Source organism: Pseudomonas sp. Y5-11, assembly GCF_022368695.1.
GTDB lineage: Bacteria > Pseudomonadota > Gammaproteobacteria > Pseudomonadales > Pseudomonadaceae > Aquipseudomonas > Aquipseudomonas parakoreensis.
The window spans coordinates 5,950,119-5,971,921 of the sequence record NZ_CP058974.1 but is presented as its reverse complement, the minus strand read 5'-3'; the positions used below and the strand labels follow the sequence as shown (position 1 = coordinate 5,971,921).

General features: G+C 58.4%; 24 protein-coding genes and 1 tRNA gene. 17 read left to right on the top strand and 8 right to left on the bottom strand.

Features of this window, described 5'->3' with window-relative positions; genetic code table 11:
- Nucleotides 1–6 precede the first annotated feature (6 nt).
- Nucleotides 7–912, bottom strand: coding sequence for a LysR family transcriptional regulator (locus tag HXW87_RS26815; protein WP_239778068.1), 906 nt, complete (start codon nt 910–912; stop codon nt 7–9).
- 102 nt (nt 913–1,014) lie between these two features.
- Between HXW87_RS26815 and HXW87_RS26810 the strand changes: the two genes are divergently transcribed.
- On the top strand, nt 1,015–2,187 hold the full coding sequence (locus HXW87_RS26810; RefSeq protein ID WP_239778066.1) for an aspartate aminotransferase family protein: 1,173 nt from the start codon (nt 1,015–1,017) through the stop codon (nt 2,185–2,187).
- Nucleotides 2,188–2,424: 237 nt separating this feature from the next.
- On the opposite strand, the gene HXW87_RS26805 is transcribed toward HXW87_RS26810, so the two are convergent.
- The 4 genes from HXW87_RS26805 to HXW87_RS26790 all read right to left on the bottom strand — a co-directional run bounded on the left by HXW87_RS26805 (nt 2,425) and on the right by HXW87_RS26790 (nt 6,048).
- On the bottom strand, nt 2,425–2,838 hold the full coding sequence (locus HXW87_RS26805) for a hypothetical protein (RefSeq protein ID WP_239778064.1): 414 nt from the start codon (nt 2,836–2,838) through the stop codon (nt 2,425–2,427).
- A gap of 1 nt (nt 2,839) precedes the next feature.
- Nucleotides 2,840–4,759 (bottom strand): alkaline phosphatase D family protein, encoded by a 1,920-nt coding sequence (locus HXW87_RS26800; protein ID WP_239778063.1) that lies wholly within the window; start codon nt 4,757–4,759, stop codon nt 2,840–2,842.
- Nucleotides 4,760–4,831: 72 nt separating this feature from the next.
- Nucleotides 4,832–5,563, bottom strand: a complete 732-nt coding sequence (locus HXW87_RS26795) for a hypothetical protein (RefSeq protein WP_239778062.1) — start codon at nt 5,561–5,563, stop codon at nt 4,832–4,834.
- Between the two features lie 110 nt (nt 5,564–5,673).
- On the bottom strand, nt 5,674–6,048 hold the full coding sequence (locus HXW87_RS26790; protein WP_047296361.1) for a hypothetical protein: 375 nt from the start codon (nt 6,046–6,048) through the stop codon (nt 5,674–5,676).
- A gap of 118 nt (nt 6,049–6,166) precedes the next feature.
- On the opposite strand from HXW87_RS26790, the gene HXW87_RS26785 reads away from it, so the two are divergent.
- Together HXW87_RS26785 and HXW87_RS26780 are read left to right on the top strand one after the other, a co-directional pair.
- On the top strand, nt 6,167–6,916 hold the full coding sequence (locus HXW87_RS26785; protein ID WP_239778061.1) for a hypothetical protein: 750 nt from the start codon (nt 6,167–6,169) through the stop codon (nt 6,914–6,916).
- Between the two features lie 45 nt (nt 6,917–6,961).
- The gene (locus HXW87_RS26780) at nt 6,962–7,330 is read left to right on the top strand and encodes a PH domain-containing protein (RefSeq protein ID WP_034156100.1); all 369 of its coding nucleotides are present in this window, start codon (nt 6,962–6,964) and stop codon (nt 7,328–7,330) included.
- A gap of 12 nt (nt 7,331–7,342) precedes the next feature.
- Here HXW87_RS26780 and HXW87_RS26775 read toward each other — a convergent pair whose 3' ends face one another.
- A complete protein-coding gene (locus HXW87_RS26775) occupies nt 7,343–7,672 on the bottom strand; it encodes a hypothetical protein (protein WP_115984401.1) in 330 nt (109 codons plus the stop codon).
- Nucleotides 7,673–7,927: 255 nt separating this feature from the next.
- Between HXW87_RS26775 and HXW87_RS26770 the strand changes: the two genes are divergently transcribed.
- From HXW87_RS26770 to HXW87_RS26755, 4 genes are all read left to right on the top strand, one after another.
- Nucleotides 7,928–8,188: a DUF6429 family protein gene (locus tag HXW87_RS26770; RefSeq protein WP_239778059.1), complete on the top strand. Its 261-nt coding sequence runs from the start codon at nt 7,928–7,930 to the stop codon at nt 8,186–8,188.
- Between the two features lie 761 nt (nt 8,189–8,949).
- On the top strand, nt 8,950–9,543 hold the full coding sequence (locus HXW87_RS26765; protein WP_239778058.1) for a hypothetical protein: 594 nt from the start codon (nt 8,950–8,952) through the stop codon (nt 9,541–9,543).
- 266 nt (nt 9,544–9,809) lie between these two features.
- Nucleotides 9,810–10,253 carry a hypothetical protein gene (locus tag HXW87_RS26760; RefSeq protein ID WP_239778056.1) on the top strand — a complete coding sequence of 148 codons (444 nt, stop codon included), beginning with the start codon at nt 9,810–9,812 and terminating at the stop codon, nt 10,251–10,253.
- Entirely contained in the window at nt 10,238–10,594 is a 357-nt protein-coding gene (locus HXW87_RS26755) for a hypothetical protein (RefSeq protein ID WP_239778055.1), read from the top strand. The genes HXW87_RS26760 and HXW87_RS26755 overlap by 16 nt, the downstream gene beginning before the upstream one ends.
- A gap of 130 nt (nt 10,595–10,724) precedes the next feature.
- Here HXW87_RS26755 and HXW87_RS26750 read toward each other — a convergent pair.
- Nucleotides 10,725–10,809, bottom strand: a tRNA-Leu gene (locus HXW87_RS26750).
- Nucleotides 10,810–10,917: 108 nt separating this feature from the next.
- Here HXW87_RS26750 and queA point away from each other — a divergent pair.
- The 6 genes from queA to HXW87_RS26720 all read left to right on the top strand — a co-directional run bounded on the left by queA (nt 10,918) and on the right by HXW87_RS26720 (nt 17,018).
- Nucleotides 10,918–11,982 carry a tRNA preQ1(34) S-adenosylmethionine ribosyltransferase-isomerase QueA gene (queA, locus tag HXW87_RS26745; RefSeq protein ID WP_135296505.1) on the top strand — a complete coding sequence of 355 codons (1,065 nt, stop codon included), beginning with the start codon at nt 10,918–10,920 and terminating at the stop codon, nt 11,980–11,982.
- Nucleotides 11,983–11,996: 14 nt separating this feature from the next.
- Nucleotides 11,997–13,112, top strand: a complete 1,116-nt coding sequence (gene tgt / locus HXW87_RS26740) for a tRNA guanosine(34) transglycosylase Tgt (RefSeq protein ID WP_161794909.1) — start codon at nt 11,997–11,999, stop codon at nt 13,110–13,112.
- A gap of 43 nt (nt 13,113–13,155) precedes the next feature.
- Nucleotides 13,156–13,491: a preprotein translocase subunit YajC gene (yajC, locus tag HXW87_RS26735; protein ID WP_041071802.1), complete on the top strand. Its 336-nt coding sequence runs from the start codon at nt 13,156–13,158 to the stop codon at nt 13,489–13,491.
- A gap of 64 nt (nt 13,492–13,555) precedes the next feature.
- A complete protein-coding gene (gene secD / locus HXW87_RS26730) occupies nt 13,556–15,424 on the top strand; it encodes a protein translocase subunit SecD (RefSeq protein ID WP_041071804.1) in 1,869 nt (622 codons plus the stop codon).
- A 9-nt stretch (nt 15,425–15,433) separates the two neighbouring features.
- A complete protein-coding gene (gene secF / locus HXW87_RS26725) occupies nt 15,434–16,348 on the top strand; it encodes a protein translocase subunit SecF (protein ID WP_041071806.1) in 915 nt (304 codons plus the stop codon).
- A 121-nt stretch (nt 16,349–16,469) separates the two neighbouring features.
- Entirely contained in the window at nt 16,470–17,018 is a 549-nt protein-coding gene (locus tag HXW87_RS26720) for a glycine zipper 2TM domain-containing protein (RefSeq protein ID WP_041071808.1), read from the top strand.
- A 241-nt stretch (nt 17,019–17,259) separates the two neighbouring features.
- Here HXW87_RS26720 and suhB read toward each other — a convergent pair whose 3' ends face one another.
- Entirely contained in the window at nt 17,260–18,078 is an 819-nt protein-coding gene (gene suhB / locus HXW87_RS26715; RefSeq protein ID WP_007964419.1) for an inositol-phosphate phosphatase, read from the bottom strand.
- Between the two features lie 145 nt (nt 18,079–18,223).
- On the opposite strand from suhB, the gene trmJ reads away from it, so the two are divergent.
- The 4 genes from trmJ to HXW87_RS26695 all read left to right on the top strand — a co-directional run bounded on the left by trmJ (nt 18,224) and on the right by HXW87_RS26695 (nt 21,776).
- A complete protein-coding gene (gene trmJ, locus HXW87_RS26710; RefSeq protein WP_041071810.1) occupies nt 18,224–18,994 on the top strand; it encodes a tRNA (cytosine(32)/uridine(32)-2'-O)-methyltransferase TrmJ in 771 nt (256 codons plus the stop codon).
- A 3-nt stretch (nt 18,995–18,997) separates the two neighbouring features.
- A complete protein-coding gene (gene cysE, locus HXW87_RS26705; protein WP_041071871.1) occupies nt 18,998–19,774 on the top strand; it encodes a serine O-acetyltransferase in 777 nt (258 codons plus the stop codon).
- Between the two features lie 248 nt (nt 19,775–20,022).
- Complete coding sequence (iscR, locus tag HXW87_RS26700) at nt 20,023–20,514, top strand: Fe-S cluster assembly transcriptional regulator IscR (RefSeq protein WP_003227911.1); 492 nt, start codon at nt 20,023–20,025, stop codon at nt 20,512–20,514.
- 47 nt (nt 20,515–20,561) lie between these two features.
- Nucleotides 20,562–21,776, top strand: a complete 1,215-nt coding sequence (locus HXW87_RS26695; RefSeq protein WP_041071812.1) for an IscS subfamily cysteine desulfurase — start codon at nt 20,562–20,564, stop codon at nt 21,774–21,776.
- The last annotated feature ends 27 nt before the right edge of the window (nt 21,777–21,803 follow it).

The window sequence follows — 21,803 nt, the reverse complement described above, 5'->3', positions numbered from 1 at the left end:
ACCGGGTCAGGATCTGCCCCAGGTTTTCATCGCGAACTCGACGAAGCGCCGCAGCTTGGGCAAACGATAACGATCCGGCGCGTACAGCAAATGCAACGGACGGCTCGGTGGCTGGTAATCGGGGATCACCGTCACCAGTTTGCCGTCGCGCAGGTCCTGTTCCACCAGCGCGTCCGGCAGCATGACGATACCCATGCCGGTGCGCGCTGCCTGATGCAGGCCGGCCGAGGTGTTCATCAGCATCGGGCCGCTGACGTCGACCAGAATCTCGCCGTGCGGGCCGCTGAGGCGCCAGCGTTTTTCCACCGATTGCCAGTCGTCGCCGGCAGGGTAGGCGAACGACAGGCAGTCGTGTTGTTGCAGGTCGTTCGGGGTGATCGGCATGCCGCGCCGGGCGACATAGGCCGGCGAGGCGCAGACGGTGAGGGTGTAGTCGATCAGCGGCCGGGCGATCAGGTTCGACTGCTCGAAATGCCCCAGCCGAAATGCCACGTCGAGGCCACTTTCCAGCAGGTCCGGTCGGCTGTTGGTCAGCACCACATCCATTTTCACCTGCGGGTATTGCAGGGAAAACTCGCTGAGTGCCGGGGCCAGACGTTCGACGCCAAAGGTCAGCGGCGCGGTGATGCGCAGCAGGCCACGGGGTTCATCAAGGGCCTGTTCGGCGAGACGTTCGGAGTCGGCCACCAAACCCAGAACGTCGAGGCAGCGCTGGTAGTAAACGCTGCCGAATTCGGTCAGCCGCTGGCGGCGAGTGGTGCGCTGCAGCAACTGCACGCCGAGCCGTTGCTCCAGTGCGCGCAGGTGATTTCCGACCATGGTGGTGGACATTTCGCACTGCAACGCGGCCGCCGTCATGCTTCCGGCTTCCACGACCTTCACGTAAACGCCCATCGCCTGCAACAGGTCCATTATCAAGCTCTGCTGTTAAATGATTGAAGTTTTGCCGAGTTTATCCAGTTCTGGTGGCTAACCATACTGCAAACACACCGACCTTCACTGGAGTTTGAAGTCATGACCGCCGCCCTGATGAACACCTACCAACCGCTGGCCTTGAGTTTCACCAGAGGCCTGGGCACTCGCCTGTGGGATCAGGCCGGTCGTGAATACCTGGATGCCGTCGCGGGTGTCGCGGTGACCAATGTCGGGCACTCGCATCCGCGCATCGTTGCTGCCATCAGCGAACAGGCCGCAATGCTGCTGCACACCTCCAACCTGTACAGCATCGACTGGCAGCAACAACTGGCGCGGAAACTCACGCAGCTGTCGGGAATGGAGCGGGCGTTCTTCAACAACTCCGGCGCCGAGGCCAATGAAACCGCGCTGAAGCTGGCCCGGTTATACGGCTGGCGCAAAGGTATCGAACAGCCGCTGGTGGTGGTCATGGCAAACGCGTTTCATGGCCGCACGTTGGGCACTTTGTCGGCCAGCGATGGCCCGGCGGTGCGGTTGGGTTTCAATGATCTGCCGGGGGATTTCGCCAAAGTGCCCTTTGGTGATCTGGCGGCGCTGGATCAGCTGCAGCAAAAGCACGGCGCGCGCATCGTGGCGATTCTGGTCGAGCCGATCCAGGGCGAAAGCGGTGTGCAACTGGCGCCGCCCGGCTACCTCAAAGCCCTGCGTGACCTGTGCAATCGGCACGCCTGGCTGCTGATGCTCGATGAAATCCAGACCGGCATCGGCCGCACCGGCCAGTGGTTTGCGTTCCAGCATGAAGGCATCGTGCCGGACGTCATGACCCTGGCCAAAGGCCTCGGCAACGGCGTGCCGATTGGCGCCTGTCTGGCACGGGGCAGAGCGGCGGACCTGTTCACTCCCGGCAGCCATGGCAGCACGTTTGGTGGTAATCCGCTGGCCTGTCGGGTCGGCTGCACGGTGCTGGACATCATCGAAGAACAGGGGCTGCTGGAGAATGTCCGGGTGCAGGGCGAACGCCTGCTGACTCGTCTGCGCGCCGAGCTGGCGGAAAACCCCAATGTGCTGGCGATTCGCGGGCAGGGCTTGATGATTGGAATCGAGTTGAAACAGCCGATTCGCGATTTGACGCTGATTGCGGCGCGGGATCATGGGTTGCTGATCAACGTCACACGGGGCAAGACGATACGGCTGCTGCCGCCGCTGACGATTGATGAGCGGGAGGTGGGGATGATTGTCAGAGGTGTGGGGCTGGCGGTCTCAACTGACTGAGAGGCAGGAAATTGAACGAAGAGGCGTCCGTATTTGCACGAATTCCATTGTGCATTTCTGCGATAGATCTCAGCAGTCTTCTAGCATTGGCCGGGGAGCTTAAAAGGTAAGTCGTTGTATCGATTTCTAAAGGGTCTGGCTTTCTTTTTCGCATGGCTCTGCTTCCTGTGTAAGGGAAGCAGAGTATGAATCAGCGATTCCAGAGATGTTTCCTTAAAAACTGTAGTCCCCTTCCGACTACTTTGACGTCTTAAATCCGCTGTATTTGTCAGGAAGTTCGGCGCCTGTTAGCAGGCAGTCGAAAACAAGCTCCGGATCTACCTGGCACCAATATACAAACCTCAACTCTTCCAAATTGACCAGTGTCGACTGGGCATTGACCAGACAACGAGGCTCCTGCCATTGCTGGGCAATTACAGCAAGGGCCTGAGGCCCGCGTACGATCCATGTCGCACATCCACCAGCAATGCTTGGCAGATAACCATTGTGAAGTAGTAGGCGCAGGGCGGCCTCCAGGGTTTCAATTTCTTGCAGGTTGATCCAGCGCGCATGGGGAGCCTCGCAATCATCGCCGGCATGTACGCTGTCGCGGGTGATAAGTAATCGCGAAGGTATCGTCACTGCAATCTCACTGTGGGCAAAAGAGGCCATATCAATCAGGATAATCCCCCAACTCCGGCGCCAGCATCCGCGTCTTCACCGCCCCGTTCGAATTGTGCTGAATGATCTCGCTCGGCTGCCCCTGCACATTGAAAAACACCTGGCCGATCCCGGCTGAATTCCACAGCCGTTCACCCGCTTCGGCATGTTCCGGGGTATAGGGCACGATGCGCATGCGCCGGCGTTTGGTGAACCAGTTCAACGGCGAGCGCGGCGAATAGAGCCAGCGGTTGAGGCGGTCGAACCATTCCAGCAGGGTTTTCGGAAACTCGTTCTTGATCCCGCTGCTGGTGATCTGCCAGATCCGTGGCCCGGCCTTGCGGTGTCGGATAAGCACTTCGTAGACGAAGGAGTAATGCACGTCACCGGACAGCACCACGTAGTTTCCGGGCGTGCGGGTGTGTCGGAAAATGTTCAGGATCACCTGCGCCGCACCGCGATGGGCCATCCAGTTTTCCGCGTCGACCAGCAGCGGATAACCGCACCAGCTGAAAACCTTCTGCACGGTCTCGACCAGCTTCACACCGAAGATCGGCGCGGGGGACACGATGATCGCTGACGGATGATCCAGCAGGTCCTGCTGCAGCTCGCACAGCGCCTCCCAATCCAGAAGCCCCGAGGGTTGCTTGAGTGCCATCTCGCTGCGCCAGCGCCGGGTGCGGGTGTCGAGCACCACCAGCGCCGGGCTGCTCGGCAACACGAAATGCCAATGCTGAAAACGCAGCAAGTTATCGATCAGCGCGTCCTGCACCGGGCTGTCGAGGTAGCGATCGTCACCGCTGGCGCTCAGGCGTCGAGTGTTCTCCAGCACATCCTTGAACGCATCCGGATTGTTACCCCAGCCCTGGCATAACATGTACGCGATCAAGGCGTTGCCGATGATGCGTTTGGAGAACGGATGGCCGTAGGCGGTTTCCTCCCATTGCGCGGAAAGATTCCAGTCATCGGTGATGTCGTGATCGTCGAAAATCATCAGGCTCGGCAGATGCGCCAAGGCTCGGGCAACGTTGCCCAAACCGGCCTTGAAGCCATCGATACGGGTTTGCTCCAGGGTGTAGCGCTGCAAGCGTTCAGGCGTCAGCGCTGGAGCAGCAGGATTGATCAACGCCCAGGCAATCGGTGACCACACCAGCAAGTACATCGCCATCACTTCGGCGAAGGTCACCAGGTGATTGTCGGCGCTGCTGCTGGTAAAAATCGGTTTGCGCGCACCGCCGAAAAAACGCTCGCGCAAGGTCTCGTTACTCTCCAGCGCCGGTAACAGATCCGCGCGGTGGTAGTAGCTGGCCGGGTGTTCGTAAAGTCTGGCGCTGTCGCTGACCACGGCACCTTCGAGGTGTTCGTCGAACAAGCCAAGACGTTCGATCAGACAGTGAATCGCCCGCAGCATCGGCCCGGAGACGTCATCGGCGTAGATTTGGTCGCCGCTCATCATCAGCAGGGCCGGACGTTGTTGCGGATCGGTTTCGCCAGAAAGCAGTTGGTCAACGCACAGCAGACCGTCTGCCGCCGGATGATGCGGCTTGCGACAGGAGCCGTGCAGCAACTGATCGATCCGCGAACGCACGACAAGGTTCGGACAACCAGCGTTAGCGTACAGCAGGTGCGGCGCCCATTCGGCGATGGGCGAGTGGCCGTCGATCAACAGGTCGTAGTCGATGCACGTGTCGCAGGGCAGGGCGCTGTCGAGCACAACGTCAATCAAATGGACGAACGCATGACGACCGACGGGGATGACCGTGCATTTCCCGGCATCGAGAGGGATGTCTCCTACACCTTGCAGGCGCAGGGTCAGCGCCAGTGTGCGGGTGCCGACCAGCCACAGGACGATTCGCGTCGGTTCCAACCGGCGCAGCAGCGGGCCGGCCAAGACAGGAGGCAACGGATTCAGGTCAGCAGGTATCGAGGACATTCGCAGGCAAGGCTCAAGGCGCACAGGCTGGCGATGATAGCGCAGCCGGCGCCTTGAACCCTTAAACGAGGCTTAAGCGTCAGCCTTCTGCAGCTTCAGCGCCAGCAGTCGCCATTCGCTGGAAGCGGGTTGCTCCTGCACCGAGCATTCGAAGCGATAAGTGACGTCATCGCCATTCATGTTGCGTGCAGTGACCTTGTTGCTGAGGGTGTAGACCTGGCCCTTGAAGCGTTGGGTGACCACGGCGGTGCTGTCAGCGAAGCGCGCCGACGCCGGGAAGCGCAAGGCACCGGTCACGTAAGGGCTGCACATGACATACGCGAGCATCGATTTGTCGCTGTCGGCATGCTGAGCAAGCTTGTCGCGCAGCGCGCTGAACGCTTTGCGGCCCTGCGCGTCGCTCTGATCCAGAACGGTTTTTTCGGACATCGATTTCGGTGCCCGGTTGGCGTAGTTCGGCAGCAGTGCAGAGTCGCGGGGCGAAGGCTGATTGTCTGGCTCGATAGCGGCGAACCCCGGAGCGTTTTCCAGTGCCACGGGCGTCGAATCCGACTCGGCTTCCGGCAGCAGGCTGGTGGTCACTTCGTTCTGGGTAATCACCTCTTCGGTGGGCGCCCGTTTGGGCTTATGCGCCGACGGGAACAACGACAGGAAGATCGACAGCACCACCATGCCGACGATAAAACCACCCGCCGCGCCAACGATGTTGCCGTAAAACAGATTCCAGCTGCCGCGGTTTTTCACCACCCAGCGCCACATCAAACCCCAGGCCGCAACAAATGCCAGAAAACTCAGAAACTCCATGCGATCCTTTCCTTAACCCTTCAATAGCCTGCCAAACAGCACTCACTGGCGGTGAATGCTGAGATTGGGCGGCAAGATATCAAAATAGAGGTCTGACGCCACGAAGACATTCACATGCCGAGATTGGGCGGATTGATCTGAACAAAAAACATGATCGCCGTGATGCCGGCCACAACGCCGCAAAGGCCGGCCAGCAGCTGACGCGCAACGGGATGTTCGACTTGCGAGCGACGGGCCACCAGCATCCATACGCCGGTCAGCGCCGCAGCAGTCGCGAGCATTTCCAGAAGCGATCCCATGACCCCCGGGACCGGTGGCCGGCTGGAGCCGAACAGACCGACACAAAGCTGCGAAACCACCAGGCCGACAATCATGCCGCTGGCCGCCCCCAACACATTGGCGAGTAGCAGATTCCACGCCCCACGCTGCCTGACGACCCAGACCCACATGCCTATCCAGGCGATAAAGAAAAACGCTACATCCATCGTATCCATCCTTCGAACCAGTCGCGGTACAAACGCTCGGCACCTCGCCGACAGTGGACGGCACGATAGCAAAATAGTAGCGTCGCGCCACTTTCTTGATTCCTGTAATGGACTACTCATGCAAAAAGCCGCTTCTGTTCTGCGCTTGCTCTGTGCAATCACGTGCGCCGCTGTCATTACCCCGGCATTCGCCGAGTGGAAGGAGCCCCCGGAAAGCAGCTGGCAGTATTACCTCGCCAACTGCCAGCGAATGCAGGAAAAAATCGCCGACGTCCAAAGCGGTCGCGTACCCAGCGCCTATGAGGTGATCGGCGACCTCGACAACAGCCTGCGGAGCATGAACCAGCGCCGCTCGAACCTGACGCCCCAATACCTCGGCTCCCGCGAATACGCGCAATGCGAAAACGTCGCCGCCCAGGCCGAGGCAACCATTGCGCAAGGCAATGCCGAGTTCGCCGCCAGAATGAACCAGGCCGCCGAGCAAGGCCGCATCGCCCACCAGAACTCCCCTGAATACAAACGCGCCCGTTCACTCGGCTACAGCGACGTCGGCGAGATCTCCTTCCTCAAACTCCACGAAGACATGGACGGCGAAGCCCGCCTGAAAACCATGCTGATCACCGTCGACGAAATCTGCGGCCAATTCTTCCGCGCCACGCAATATGTGAAGCCGTATGTGATCTATACCGTCAGGCCTTCGGATGGCGGATGCGGCGAAGTGAAACGCATCGCGGTGGTTGGCGGTCGATCCGTGGAGAAGGGCGATTACATTGATGAGAAGGGCGAGTTTCAGTATCTGGGTTGGAAGAAGCTTGTCGGCGCTGATGGGTTCCCAACCGATATCCGCGTGCTGAAAGCCCGTCGTTGAACCAAAAAAATACCGGGATGTTTTCTTGAATATGAGGATGGACAGATGATCGACTTCAACAACAAAGGCTTCTTCAAACTCAAGCAAAACGATGAGTACGCCGAGCGCGTAAGCGCGCTGTTGCTGGACGGTGAGGAAGTGATCGACTCCTACAAGGCGATGCGTGATGGCGTGGTGTTTACCAACAAACGCATCATCGCGGTCAACGTTCAGGGCATTACCGGCAGCAAGAAGGATTTCACCTCCTTGCCATACAAGAACATCGTCGCCTACTCCGTGGAAACCTCGGGCACCTTCGATCTGGATTCGGAGCTGGAGATTTACTTCTCGTCACTGGGGAAAGTGAAGTTCGAGTTCACCGGGAAGACGTCGATGGTGGAGATTTCCAAGTACATCTCGAAGCATCTGCTGTAACGACAAAGCCCATTACAAGATGTCTTTCAAGTAACCCTTGAGCGCGAGGAGCGGCTGATCCAGCTGCTCTAACGAACGCGCTTCGCTGAACTCAGCGGACAACTTGTGCAACTCACGTCCCAGCGGTTTCTCGACGCCGCCCAAGGCATTCATCGCCAAGCCCAGGCATTCATTCATCTTGAACTGAATGGTCTCGACATCCCCGCGTCGCACCAGTAGTTCGAATACGTCTTTCTGATAGTCACCCATGACCATGTCGTCTCGCAGGATCGGGCTCAGGCCTTCTTCCTCGTAAGCGAGCTTGAGGGAGAAAAGGGCGACTGTTTCCAGTGACGTTTCCATGGGGGACCTTAGCGATGTCCGTCAATATGAGTGTTAATGCGTAGATGCAACCACTGATGCGGTGGACTACTTTCAGAGGGGCGTGATTATACGGAGTGAGACCAACAAGTGCAGCCCAAAGGCGAGGCCGGGCACTCGCAAGCCGATCAATAACCTTCACGGGGTTGAGCGGTATTTCGATCGGAGGTCGGCGAGTATTATGGTGAACCTTCAGACACTCGACGTTAACTGTTGGATACGAATGGAGTGACGACCATGGAATACGACGACAAACTGATGGAAGACGCTGTGCTTGCCCTGTTGGCAGCACTCAGTTCCGATAAAGGAAATGCCTGGAAAGGGTTCGACTTCGAGATCATGAACCGATTGCATGAACAGGGTTTCATTAGTAATCCGGTGAACAGGAACAAGTCCGTCTGGTTGACGGAGGAGGGGCTGGAGCGGGGGCGGGCGATAGCAGCGCGGTTGTTTGGGGGAGATGGTCAGATTGAGTCTGCAACCGACTCCGATACTTGAGTCCGTGCCATGTCACGTGCTACCCGCGCGGTGGTGAGCGTTCTGCATTGCGCGTCCACTTTCCGACAGACGAAAAAAAAGGCCTTGCTAAGCAAGACCTCTCTTGATTTTAGGTGCCCGAGGGAGACTGGAGTCTTCCATGTAATCCGTGGACTACAGCCAGATTTCACGGTTCGGGGTACACGTAGGGATACAGCATGCTTGGCCCTATGATTGCACAGTCCCAGATATAGGAATAAATCGCCTTTAGGTAGTCGAAAACCTAGCTGGTGTGGCAAGGATTGCAGCAATAGTAACAACCATTAATCCGTAGGGTCGGGTTTGCCACTCGAGCGGCGCTTACAGCACCAGTGCACGATAGGTGATTTCCCAGTGATGCCTGATTGGCAGGCAGCGGCATGAACTGACAGCCAGTCGTCGTGTTGTGCACTTCGTAGTCGCCATTTGCTTGAACGTTTCTATTCACGATAAATGATGCCATTTGCTAGTCCTCGCTTCCGTGTGTCGGATCGGTAATGACTGAAGAGTTCTAACCATGTGTGCCGCACTGGCGGAAATCGCGATGGCTAGCAGTGATGGAGGTTAGCCGCAGAATTGCAGAAAGCAATCAGTCGCCAGAAAGCCGCCGGGCGTCAATAAGGGGCTGACCACGTTTTCAAAATGAGGTCTGTCCCTGAAACCGTTGGTCGCTGTGACGATGGCATATATATCGACAGGCAGCGACGAGCATGTTGGACAAAGGAATGAATTAAAGGTGTTTTGTGAACCCAGATAAACAGCGGTGTGTGGCGTGTAGAGAAACTGTAAATAAGGATGCAACCAAGTGTCACCATTGTGGTGCGTTCCAGGGCTGGCGACGCTGGGTTGCTGGCCCCGTGGTCATTTCAAGCCTCTTGTTAACAGTGATTTCAATTTGGGCAGCGGAACCTGTGAAGCGTTTGTTCGAATCTCAGGTCGCGGAAATCAAAGTGTCGTTTCTAAAGGGTGATTCCTTTAGCACTACTTTCATGCTCGCCAATGTTGGAACCAAACCCGCAGGCCTTGCGGGAGTCGAAATAAAAACCACAAGCGAGGAAGGGTTGAGCGAATGGCATATTCTGGATGACGACTTGAAGGGTAAGTTGATAGATCCGGGAAAAGCCTATGTGGTGAAAGCTTTTAACGGAAGTGTAATACCATCCGTTATTCCACCTGAAATCAACGAAGTTCTCAGGACCAGATTTCATATGAAGGAGAACTGTTTTCTGCAAGTAAAATACGTTGAACTAAATGGCTCGGCGGTAACGCGATCTTTTCCGTTTTTTTGTCAACCAGTCGATTTCAATGTCGGTGGGGGACTCAAAAAAAGCGGTTGATCGTACTGGCTGACGTTAAAGAATATCTTTCAAATAACCCTTGAGCGCGAGGGGCGGCTGATCCAGCTGCTCCTGCGAACGCGCCTCGCTGAACTCGGCGGAAAACTTTCGCAACTCACGCCCAGCGGTTTCTCGTCACCGCCGAAGGCGTCCATCGCCAAACCCAGGCATTCATTCATCTTGGATCCCTCAGAGACAGACCGCATTTTCAAAATGTGGTCTGTCCCTGAAACACTTCACAAAAGAAAAAAGCTGATGGCAGGACTTTGCAGTCTCTTTTTGACCGCTACTCAGAGCGACTTTTCAAAAAACCTTACAACAGTCTTACTGCAGCAGAGCAGTCAAAGGTTCACTACACCATTTTGGAAGCTGCCGGTCGGGACGATGTGAAGTTCACGAAGGGCACTCAGAAAATGTTGATCATGGGGAAGCTCGGAGTCCTGGTGACTGCGGCCCTCGCGACTTATCAAATCCTCAATGCCGAAAACAAACCGAAAGAAGCGGCACGTCAAGGCATCATCGTTGGCGGTGGTGCCGTAGGCGGTATTCTTGCGGGTATGGGCGTTAGCGCACTCTGTGGCCCAGGGGCTCCCATTTGTGCAATAGCTGTTGTTTTGGTTGGATCGGTTGCCGGTGGCGTCGCAGGTGGAGTGGTCGCTGACTCACTGGATGAAGAACTGGAGGAGTTTTCGCATTGGGACATTTTCTGAGTGAGCCGGAACTGAAGAATGTAAGGGTCGCACTCTCTGATCCGTTCAACGATTTCCCTGTGGATTACGACTACATAGCCAGTCAGGTTAAGAACATCGATCCCGGTGTGTTGTACGAGATCCTTTATTCAGAAGTCGCACCGGTGTGTTTCACCAATATCGCGGCTGCCGTGCCCTCTGTCTGGACGGGTTTCGACCCCGAGTCGCTCAATAGCATGATCAACGTAAGGCTGGCGGAGAGAGAGCGCAGTTGGTTTCGCAGGCAATTCGATAAAGCGCTGGTTCTCTGGCTCAAATACAACTATGGCTACATCTGGAAGGAAATTGCCCGCAGGTTGTGAGCGTTCACGTGCCGGATTTCTGATCAAAAACAAATCGCGGGGAGGTGCGGGGCGCGCGAGGCCAGCGCCAAGCGTTCACTTTTCTCCAGACGAAAAAAAAGGCCTTGCTAAGCAAGACCTTTCTTAATTTTGGTGCCCCGAGGGAGACTCGAACTCCCACTCCTTTCGAAAACGGATTTTGAATCCGCCGCGTCTACCAATTCCGCCATCAGGGCTCAATGGCGGCGAAGTATAGAGAGGTGATTACCGTTGGTCAATCACGTTTCATGGTCAATTTTTGATAATTCCGCTAGACTTTCCGGCCCTGCTAGACGAACCCCATCATGCGCGTTGCTGACTTTACTTTCGAGCTTCCTGATTCGCTGATCGCCCGCCACCCTTTGGCCGAGCGTCGCGGTAGTCGCCTGCTGACCCTTGATGGGCCGAGCGGCGCCCTTGCACACCGTCAATTCACTGATTTGCTTGAGCATTTGCGCCCGGGCGATTTGATGGTATTCAACAATACCCGGGTGATTCCGGCGCGTTTGTTCGGGCAGAAAGCTTCGGGCGGCAAGCTGGAAATCCTCATTGAGCGCGTGCTCGATACGCATCGCGTGCTGGCTCATGTGCGTTCCAGCAAGTCGCCGAAGCCGGGGTCGAAGATCCTCATCGACGGCGGTGGCGAAGCCGAGATGCTCGCGCGTCATGATGCGCTGTTCGAGTTGGGCTTCGCTGAAGAAGTGCTGCCGCTGCTCGATCGCGTCGGGCACATGCCGTTGCCTCCTTATATAGACCGCCCGGACGAAGGTTCGGATCGCGAGCGCTATCAGACCGTGTACGCCCAGCGTCTGGGTGCGGTGGCGGCGCCGACGGCGGGGCTGCATTTCGATCAGCCGCTGATGGAGGCGATTGCCGCCAAAGGCGTCGAGACCGCGTTCGTCACGCTGCACGTCGGTGCGGGGACGTTCCAGCCGGTACGCGTCGACAAGATCGAAGATCACCACATGCACAGCGAGTGGCTGGAAGTCGGCCAGGACGTGGTCGACGCCGTTGCCGCATGCCGCGCGCGTGGCGGACGGGTGATTGCCGTGGGCACCACCAGCGTGCGTTCACTGGAAAGTGCCGCGCGCGATGGCGTGCTCAAGCCGTTCAGTGGTGACACCGACATCTTTATCTACCCGGGCCGGCCGTTCCATGTGGTCGATGCCCTGGTCACCAACTTCCATTTGCCGGAATCGACGCTGTTGATGCTGGTTTCGGCGTTCGCCGGTTATCCCGAAACCATGGCCGCCTATAAAGCCGCCGTCGACAACGGGTACCGTTTTTTCAGCTACGGTGATGCGATGTTCATCACCCGTAATCCCGCCCCGACTGCCCCTGAACACACAGGCCCAGAGGAAACAGAATGAGTCGCGAATGTCGCATGTCCTTTGAACTGCTTGCCACCGATGGCAAGGCTCGTCGTGGTCGGCTGACCTTCCCGCGTGGCACCGTCGAGACCCCGGCCTTCATGCCGGTGGGCACCTACGGCACGGTCAAGGGCATGTTGCCGCGTGACATCGTGGCCACTGGCGCGGAAATCATTCTGGGCAACACCTTCCACCTGTGGCTGCGCCCGGGCACCGAGGTGATCAAGGAGCACGGCGACCTGCACGACTTCATGCAGTGGAAAGGCCCGATCCTCACCGACTCCGGCGGTTTCCAGGTGTTCAGCCTGGGCGCGATGCGCAAGATCAAGGAGGAGGGCGTGACCTTCGCTTCCCCGGTCGACGGCTCGAAAGTGTTCATGGGTCCGGAGGAATCGATGCAGGTGCAGCGCGATCTCGGTTCCGACATCGTGATGATCTTCGACGAATGCACGCCGTACCCGGCTGACGAAGACGTTGCTCGCGTTTCGATGGAGCTGTCGCTGCGTTGGGCCCAGCGCTCGAAAAACGCGCATGGCGACAACACCGCGGCGCTGTTCGGTATCGTTCAGGGCGGCATGCACCAGGATCTGCGCATGCGCTCGCTGGAAGGTCTGGACAAGATCGGCTTCGATGGCCTGGCCATCGGCGGTCTGTCGGTGGGCGAGCCCAAGCACGAGATGATCAAGGTGCTGGATTATCTGCCGGGCATGATGCCCGCTGACAAACCTCGTTACCTTATGGGCGTTGGCAAACCGGAAGATCTGGTTGAGGGTGTGCGCCGCGGTGTGGACATGTTCGATTGCGTGATGCCAACCCGTAATGCCCGCAATGGGCATCTGTTCATTGATACAGGCGTGCTGAAGATCCGTAACGCGTTCCATCGCCATGATGATTCGCCGCTGGATCCGACCTGCGATTGCTATACCTGCCAGAACTTCTCCCGCGCTTATCTGCATCACCTGGACAAGTGCGGCGAAATGCTCGGCAGCATGCTCAATACCATCCATAACTTGCGCCATTATCAGGTGCTGATGGCTGGTTTGCGCGAGGCTATTCAACAGGGTACATTGGCCGCCTTTGTCGATGCCTTCTACGCCAAACGCGGGCTCCCCGTTCCGCCTTTGGACTGAGTTTTCTGACCCCAAGATTCAACATTTGCAACTGGAGTGCTAAATGAGCTTTTTTATCTCTAATGCCATGGCTGACGCGGCTGCACCGGCTGCTGCGCCTATGGGCGGCGGCTTCGAGTGGATTTTCCTGGTCGGTTTCCTGGTCATCTTCTACCTGATGATCTGGCGTCCACAGGCCAAGCGCGCCAAAGAGCAGAAGAACCTGCTGAGCAGCCTTGCGAAGGGCGACGAAGTGGTCACCACCGGCGGCATCGCCGGCAAGATCACCAAAGTGGCCGATGACTTCGTGGTTCTGGAAGTTTCCGACACCGTGGAAATGAAGTTCCAGAAAGGCGCCATCGCCGCCACGCTGCCAAAAGGCACGCTGAAAGCGATCTAAGGTTCCAACTTCTACTCAATCGACGGGGCGCGCAAGGCGCCCCGCGTTCATAACGGGCGGCGTGATGCTGAACAAATATCCTCTGTGGAAATACATTCTGATCCTGGCGGTGCTGGCGATCGGTCTGATTTATTCCGCTCCCAATCTATACCCCGATGACCCGGCCATTCAGATCAGCGGCGCCAGCACGGCTCTGCAGGTCAATCAGGCCGATCTGGATCGCGTCAGCACCGCGCTGCGTGAATCCGGGATCAACGTCAAGGCAGCCTCGCTGGCGGCCAACGGCAAGGGCGGTCTGATCCGTCTGACCAAGGCTGAAGACCAGCTGCCGGCCAAGGACGTTGTGCGCAAGGCATTGGGTGATGACTACGTCGTCGCATTGAACCTGGCACAAACCACCCCGCAATGGCTGCGCAACCTCGGCGCGCACCCGATGAAGCTGGGTCTGGACCTGTCCGGTGGTGTGCACTTCCTGCTGGAAGTGGACATGGACAAAGCCCTCGACGCCCGCCTGAAAGTCTACGAAGGCGACGTCAAGAGCCTGCTGCGCAAAGAAAAACTGCGCTATCGCAGCCTGCCGCAACTGGGCGGCGCCATTCAGTTGGGCTTCAGCGATGCTGACTCCCGCGAACAGGCCCGTGCGCTGATCCGCAAGAACTTCAACGATTTCGACATTGTTCCGGCCGACCTCAACGGTCAACCGGTGCTGCGTCTGGCGATGACCCCGGCCAAGCTGGCGGAAATCCGTGAATACTCCATCAAGCAGAACTTGACCACGGTACGTAACCGCGTCAACGAGCTGGGTGTTGCCGAACCGATCGTTCAGCGTCAGGGCGCCAACCGCATCGTGGTTGAGCTGCCGGGCGTGCAGGACACTGCCGAAGCCAAGCGTATTCTCGGCAAGACGGCCAACCTCGAGTTCCGTCTGGCTGCAGAGCCGGGTGCTTCGAAAGCCACCTCCGAGACCTTCGAGTTCCGTGAAGGCAAGCGTCCTCCTGCGCAGATCGAGCGTGGCCTGATCATCACCGGTGACCAGGTGACCGACGCCAAGGCTGGTTTCGGCGAGCACGGCACGCCTGAAGTGAACATTCGTCTGGACGGTCACGGTGGCGAGCTGATGAGCCGCGCGACCCGTTCGAACGTCGGCCGCAGCATGGCGGTGATCTTCATCGAGCAGCGTCCGGTGACCACTTACACCAAGCAGGTTGTGGACGGCGTCGAGAAAGACGTGCCGGTTCAGACCTTCAAGGAAGAGAAGAAGATCATCAGTCTGGCGACCATTCAGTCGCCGCTGGGTGCGCAGTTCCGTATCACTGGCCTGAACGGCCAGGGCGAATCGTCCGAACTGGCGCTGCTGCTGCGTGCCGGTGGTCTGGCCGCTCCGATGTACTTCGCTGAAGAGCGCACAATCGGCCCGAGCCTGGGTGCTGACAACATCACCAAAGGTATCGATGCGTCGCTGTGGGGCATGCTGTTCGTCTCGCTGTTCATCATCGCCATCTACCGCTTCTTCGGCCTGATCGCCACCGTTGCGCTGGCGGTGAACATGGTGCTGCTGCTGGCGCTGATGTCGCTGCTGGGGGCAACGCTGACCCTGCCGGGTATCGCCGGTATCGTCTTGACCATGGGTATGGCGGTCGACGCCAACGTGCTGATCTTCTCGCGGATCCGTGAAGAGATCGCCGCCGGCATGACCGTGCAGCGTGCAATCAACGAAGGCTTCGGCCGGGCATTCACTGCGATTCTCGACGCCAACCTGACCACTCTGCTGGTCGGCGGCATCCTCTTCGCCATGGGCACCGGCCCGGTGAAGGGCTTCGCAGTGACCATGTCCCTCGGGATCTTTACCTCGATGTTCACGGCCATCATGGTGACCCGCGCAATGGTCAACCTGATCTTCGGCGGACGTGACTTCAAGAAGTTGTGGATTTAAGGGGCTGCCATGTTACGTACAATCAACTTCATGGGCGTTCGCAACTTCGCGTTCGGCGTCACAGTGTTTCTCACGTTGCTGGCTATTTTCAGCGTCTTCCACAAGGGCATGAACTGGGGCCTGGACTTCACCGGCGGTACGCTCATCGAGCTGACCTACGAGCGTCCGGCTGACGTCACCAAAGTGCGTGAGCAGTTGGCGACTTCGGGTTACCACGAAGCCATCGTGCAGAACTTCGGTGCGACCACCGATTTGCTGGTGCGCATGCCGGGTGAAGACCCGCAGCTGGGTCATCAGGTAGCAGACGCGTTGCAGAAAGTCGGCGGCGACAACCCGGCGACGGTCAAGCGCGTCGAGTTCGTCGGCCCGCAGGTCGGTGAAGAGCTGCGCGACCAGGGCGGCCTCGGCATGCTGCTGGCGCTCGGCGGCATCCTGATCTACCTGGCTTTCCGCTTTCAGTGGAAATTCGCGGTCGGCGCCATCGTTTCGCTGATCCACGACGTGATCGTGACCATCGGTATCCTGTCGTTTTTCCAGATCACCTTCGACCTGACGGTGCTGGCGGCGGTACTGGCGATCATCGGTTACTCGCTGAACGACACCATTGTGGTATTCGACCGGGTTCGCGAGAACTTCCGTGTGCTGCGCAAGGCTTCGCTGATCGAGAACATCAACATCTCGACCACTCAGACCCTGCTGCGGACCATGGCAACGTCGATCTCTACCTTGCTGGCGATCGCTGCGCTGCTGTTCTTCGGCGGCGACAACCTGTTCGGCTTCTCCATCGCCCTGTTCATCGGTGTGCTGGCGGGTACCTACTCGTCGATCTACATCGCGAACGTGGTGCTGATCTGGCTGAACCTGAGCACCGAGGATCTGATTCCTCCGGCCAACACCGAGAAGGAAGTCGACGACCGTCCATAACGGCCATCCTTTCTCCGGCTGTCAGCCCAGAAAAGGCGCGAGTTGAACTCGCGCCTTTTTTTATGCTCCAAGGCTGGGAGAAGCGCGGGCGCGTCCCGCATGTGATGGTCAGGAGGTTCATGTGAACAAGTCGTTGCTGGTTGGTGCGGTATTGGGTGCTGTCGGTGTGACTGCCGGGGGTGCTGTTGCCACCTACAGCCTGGTTAAAAGCGGCCCTGAGTATGCGCAAGTGCTGGCCGTAGAACCGGTCAAAACACAGATCAAGACTCCACGTGAAGTGTGCAAGGATGTTGCTGTAACCCGCCAGGCGCCGGTCAAGGATCAACACCAGATCCTCGGTACCGCGATTGGTGCGGTAGCGGGTGGTTTGCTGGGTAACCAGATCGGCGGCGGTACCGGCAAGAAGATTGCGACGGTTGCTGGCGCGGTCGGTGGTGGTTATGCCGGTAACAAGGTGCAGGAAGGCATGCAGAACCGTGACACCTACACCACCACCCAGACTCGCTGTAATACGGTGAATGACATCAGCGACAAGGTTGTCGGTTACGACGTGCGTTATTCGCTGGATGGCAAGGAAGGCAAAGTGCGGATGGATCGTGATCCGGGCAACCAGATTCCGGTCGACAAGGAAGGCAAGTTGATTCTGTCGCAGAATCAGCCGGGTCAGTAAGCACTGACTGTTTAACAAGAAGCACCCTGCGGGGTGCTTTTTTGTGCTCGCAATTTTTGGCCTCGCCGTGCCCCTTGTGGGAGTGAGCCTGCTCGCGAATGCGATCTGCCATCCAGAATTGATGTTGGCTGACCCGCCGCCTTCGCGAGCAAGCTCGCTCCCACAGTGGATTCGAGTGGAGGCTGAAGTCGCAGGCACAAAAAAAGCACCCCGAAGGGTGCTTTTTCGTTTCGCGGGAAGCTTAGCGCTTCAGCGAAGCCGGCAGGTGCGGCTGGATGGCCGTCAGCACGGCCTTGAAGCATTTGGTGTTGCCGGCAACGATATGGCCTTTTTCAAGGAAGTCGTGACCGCCGGTGAAGTCGCTCACCAAGCCGCCTGCTTCCTGGATCAACAGGGCGCCAGCCGCCATGTCCCACTCGGACAGGCCCGATTCCCAGAACGCGTCGAAGCGACCGGCAGCCACATAGGCCAGGTCCAGGCTGGCGGAACCGGCGCGGCGGATGCCGGCAGTCTGGCCAACCAGGGCGCGGAACATGCCCAGGTAGTTGTCGAGGTTGTCCATCTGGTCGTCACGGAACGGGAAGCCGGTACCCAGCAGGGCGCCTTCGAGGCTGGTGCGACCGCTGACGCGCAGGCGGCGACCATTCAGCTGAGCGCCGCGACCACGGCTGGCGGTGAATTCTTCCTGGCGTACCGGATCCAGAACCACTGCGTGTTCCAGGCGGCCACGGTATTTGCAGGCAATGCTGACCGCAAAGTGAGGAATGCCGCGCAGGAAGTTGGTGGTGCCGTCCAGCGGATCGATGATCCACAGGTACTCTTCGCCTTCGATGCCGTTACCGACGTGCATGCCGGTCTCTTCACCCTGGATCGAGTGATTCGGGTAAGCCTTGCGCAGCGCATCGATGATTTTCTGTTCGGCGGCGCGATCGACCTCGGATACATAATCCTTGGCGTCTTTTTCGTCGACCTTGATGGTATCCAGGCGCTCGATGGAGCGGAAGATCAGTTCACTGGCGCTGCGGGCGGCGCGCAGCGCGATATTCAGCATGGGCTGCATGGATGTGTCACCTAAGGTTGTTAAAGAAAGCCGCGCATTCTATCAGAACTTTTCTTCAGGTGAAGGTCGCTGTTCGCTTTCATAGCTTAACGGTAGGCTGTTCTGTAAGATTTGCACCCCTTTCCTGTGTCCGAGAGCGCCTCCCTTGCTGCAGAACATTCGTGTCGTCCTGGTCAATACCAGCCACCCCGGCAACATCGGCGGGGCCGCGCGCGCCATGAAAAACATGGGTCTGTCGCGCTTGGTGCTGGTCGAGCCGCGCCTGTTTCCGCACCACGAAGCCGATGCCCGTGCTTCCGGTGCCGGTGACATTCTTGAAAACGCACAGGTCGTCGCCACCTTGGAAGATGCTCTGGTCGGCTGCAATCTGGTGCTCGGCACCAGCGCCCGTGACCGGCGCATTCCCTGGCCGCTGCTCGATCCCCGCGAATGCGGGAGCAAAGTGGTCGAGGAGGCCGGGCAGGGCGCGGAGATCGCGCTGGTGTTCGGTCGTGAGGACTCCGGCCTGACCAACGAAGAGTTGCAGCGATGTCACTTTCACGTGCACATCCCCTCCGATCCTGAGTTCAGTTCGTTGAACCTCGGGGCGGCGGTGCAGGTGTTGAGCTATGAAGTGCGCATGGCCTGGCTGGCCGCTCAAGGGCAGCCGACCAAGATCGAGAAAGAAGAAGTGGCCTCGGTGAAAAGTGCCGAGCTTGCGACGATGGATGAGCTGGAGCGCTTTTATGAGCATCTGGAGCAGACGCTGGTCGCCATCGAGTTTCTTGATCCGGAAAAGCCGCGGCACTTGATGGCGCGCCTGCGCCGGTTGTACGGACGCAGCTCGGTCAGCCGGGCGGAAATGAATATTTTGCGTGGCATCCTCACGGAAACCCAGAAAGCGGCCCGTGGTGAGCTTCTTAAGCGGAAGGACTGAATGATGTTTGAGCGTTTGCGTGAAGATATCCAGAGCGTATTCCATCGAGACCCGGCGGCGCGTAACGCTTTTGAAGTCCTGACCTGCTACCCCGGCATGCATGCGATCTGGATTCATCGGCTGGCCGGGATGCTGTGGCGCCACGAGCTGAAATGGCTGGCGCGACTGGTGTCGAACTTCGGGCGCTGGTTGACCGGAATCGAAATTCACCCGGGGGCCAAGGTCGGTCGGCGCTTCTTTATTGATCACGGCATGGGCATCGTTATCGGTGAAACCGCCGAGATCGGCGATGACGTGACCATTTATCAGGGCGTGACCCTCGGTGGCACCAGTTGGAACAAGGGCAAGCGCCACCCGACGCTGGGTGATGGCGTTGTCGTAGGTGCCGGCGCCAAAGTGCTCGGGCCGTTCACGGTGGGGGCGGGTGCCAAAGTCGGCTCCAACGCCGTCGTGACCAAAGAGGTGCCACCCGGTGCCACGGTGGTGGGGATTCCGGGCCGGATCATCGTCAAGTCTGATGAAGAACAGGACGCTAAGCGCAAAGCCATGGCCGAGAAGATCGGTTTCGATGCCTATGGCGTCAGCGAAGACATGCCTGACCCGGTGGCGCGTGCCATCGGTCAGTTGCTCGATCACCTGCAGGCGGTGGACGGGCGGCTGGAGGGGATGTGCGGCGCGCTGAAGGATCTGGGCAGTAATTACTGTGCGAAAGATCTGCCCGAGCTGCGCGAAGAAGATTTTGCCTGCGTCAAAGGCAAAGACGAATCCAAAGCGGGCTGACACGTCTATGCAGGAGCTGCCGAAAGCTGCGATCTTTTGATCTGATTAACAGCAAAATCAAAAGATCGCAGCCTTCGACAGCTCCTGCACAGGCATGCGGCAACCGGTGTGCCATTAAGCCGCAGACCCTGCTATCATGCGCGCGCTCTTTTGCGGGTAAACCCGACTAAAGCACTAGGTCTTATAGTTGACTTAAATGCTCGGGAATTGCATACTCCCGCCCATTCCGAACTCCGTGGTAATTGTCCATGCGACTGACTACAAAAGGCCGATACGCCGTGACCGCCATGCTTGACCTGGCGTTGCACGCGCAGCACGGGCCGGTGTCCCTGGCCGATATCTCCGAGCGCCAAGGCATCTCCCTGTCCTATCTCGAACAGCTTTTCGCCAAGCTGCGCCGCAGTAACCTGGTTTCCAGTGTTCGCGGTCCTGGCGGTGGTTACCAGCTGTCGCGCGACATGCAGGGTATCCAGGTGGCGCAGGTGATCGATGCGGTCAACGAATCGGTTGATGCTACCAAGTGCCAGGGCCAGGGCGATTGCCATTCCGGCGACACCTGCCTGACCCATCACCTGTGGTGCGACCTGAGCCTGCAGATTCACGAATTTCTAAGTGGTATCAGCTTGGCTGATCTTGTAACTCGCCGTGAGGTGCAAGAAGTAGCCCAGCGTCAGGACCAGCGCCGTTGCAACAGCAAGGCGCCACGCCTGGACAAGATTGAAGCGTCCGCCGTCGAATGACAGCCGAAGAGCTAGCGGAACGCCAGCCCTGATTTAGGAGATAGTCCATGAAATTGCCGATTTACCTTGATTACTCTGCGACCACCCCGGTCGACCCGCGCGTTGCGCAAAAGATGAGTGAATGCCTGCTGGTCGACGGAAACTTCGGTAACCCGGCGTCCCGTTCCCACGTGTTCGGCTGGAAAGCTGAAGAGTCCGTCGAAAACGCTCGTCGTCAGGTGGCCGATCTGGTCAATGCCGACCCGCGTGAAATCGTCTGGACCTCGGGCGCTACCGAGTCCGACAACCTGGCTATCAAGGGTGCGGCACATTTCTATGCTTCCAAAGGCAAGCACCTGATCACCAGCAAGATCGAGCACAAGGCTGTCCTCGACACCATGCGCCAACTGGAGCGTGAAGGTTTCGAAGTGACCTACCTCGAGCCGACCGAAGACGGCCTGATCACTCCGGCGATGATCGAAGCGGCACTGCGCGAGGACACCATTCTGGTGTCGGTGATGCATGTGAACAACGAAATCGGCACCATCAACGACATCGCTGCCATTGGCGAGCTGCTTCGTTCGAAGGGCGTCCTGTTCCACGTCGATGCGGCTCAGTCCACCGGCAAGGTCGAGATCGACCTGCAGAAGCTGAAAGTCGACATGATGTCGTTCTCCGCCCACAAAACCTACGGCCCTAAGGGCATCGGCGCGCTGTACGTCAGCCGCAAGCCGCGTGTGCGCATCGAAGCGACCATGCACGGCGGTGGTCACGAGCGTGGCATGCGTTCCGGTACCCTGGCGACGCACCAGATCGTCGGCATGGGCGAAGCGTTCCGTGTAGCCAAGGAAGACATGGCTGCCGAAAACGTGCGCATCAAAGCCCTGAGCGACCGCTTCTACAAGCAGGTCGAACATCTGGAAGAGCTGTACGTCAACGGCAGCCTGACCGCCCGCGTTCCGCACAACCTGAACCTGAGCTTCAACTACGTTGAAGGCGAGTCGCTGATCATGGCGCTCAAGGATCTGGCGGTATCGTCCGGTTCGGCCTGCACCTCGGCGTCCCTGGAGCCTTCGTACGTACTGCGCGCCCTGGGCCGCAACGACGAACTGGCACACAGCTCGATCCGTTTCACCTTCGGCCGTTTCACCACCGAAGAAGAAATCGACTACGCCGCGCAGAAGGTCTGCGAGGCCGTTACCAAGCTGCGCGCCCTGTCGCCGCTGTGGGATATGTACAAAGACGGTGTCGACATTTCGAAAATCGAGTGGGCGGCACACTGATTTCAAGTCGCCGCGAACCGACCCTGC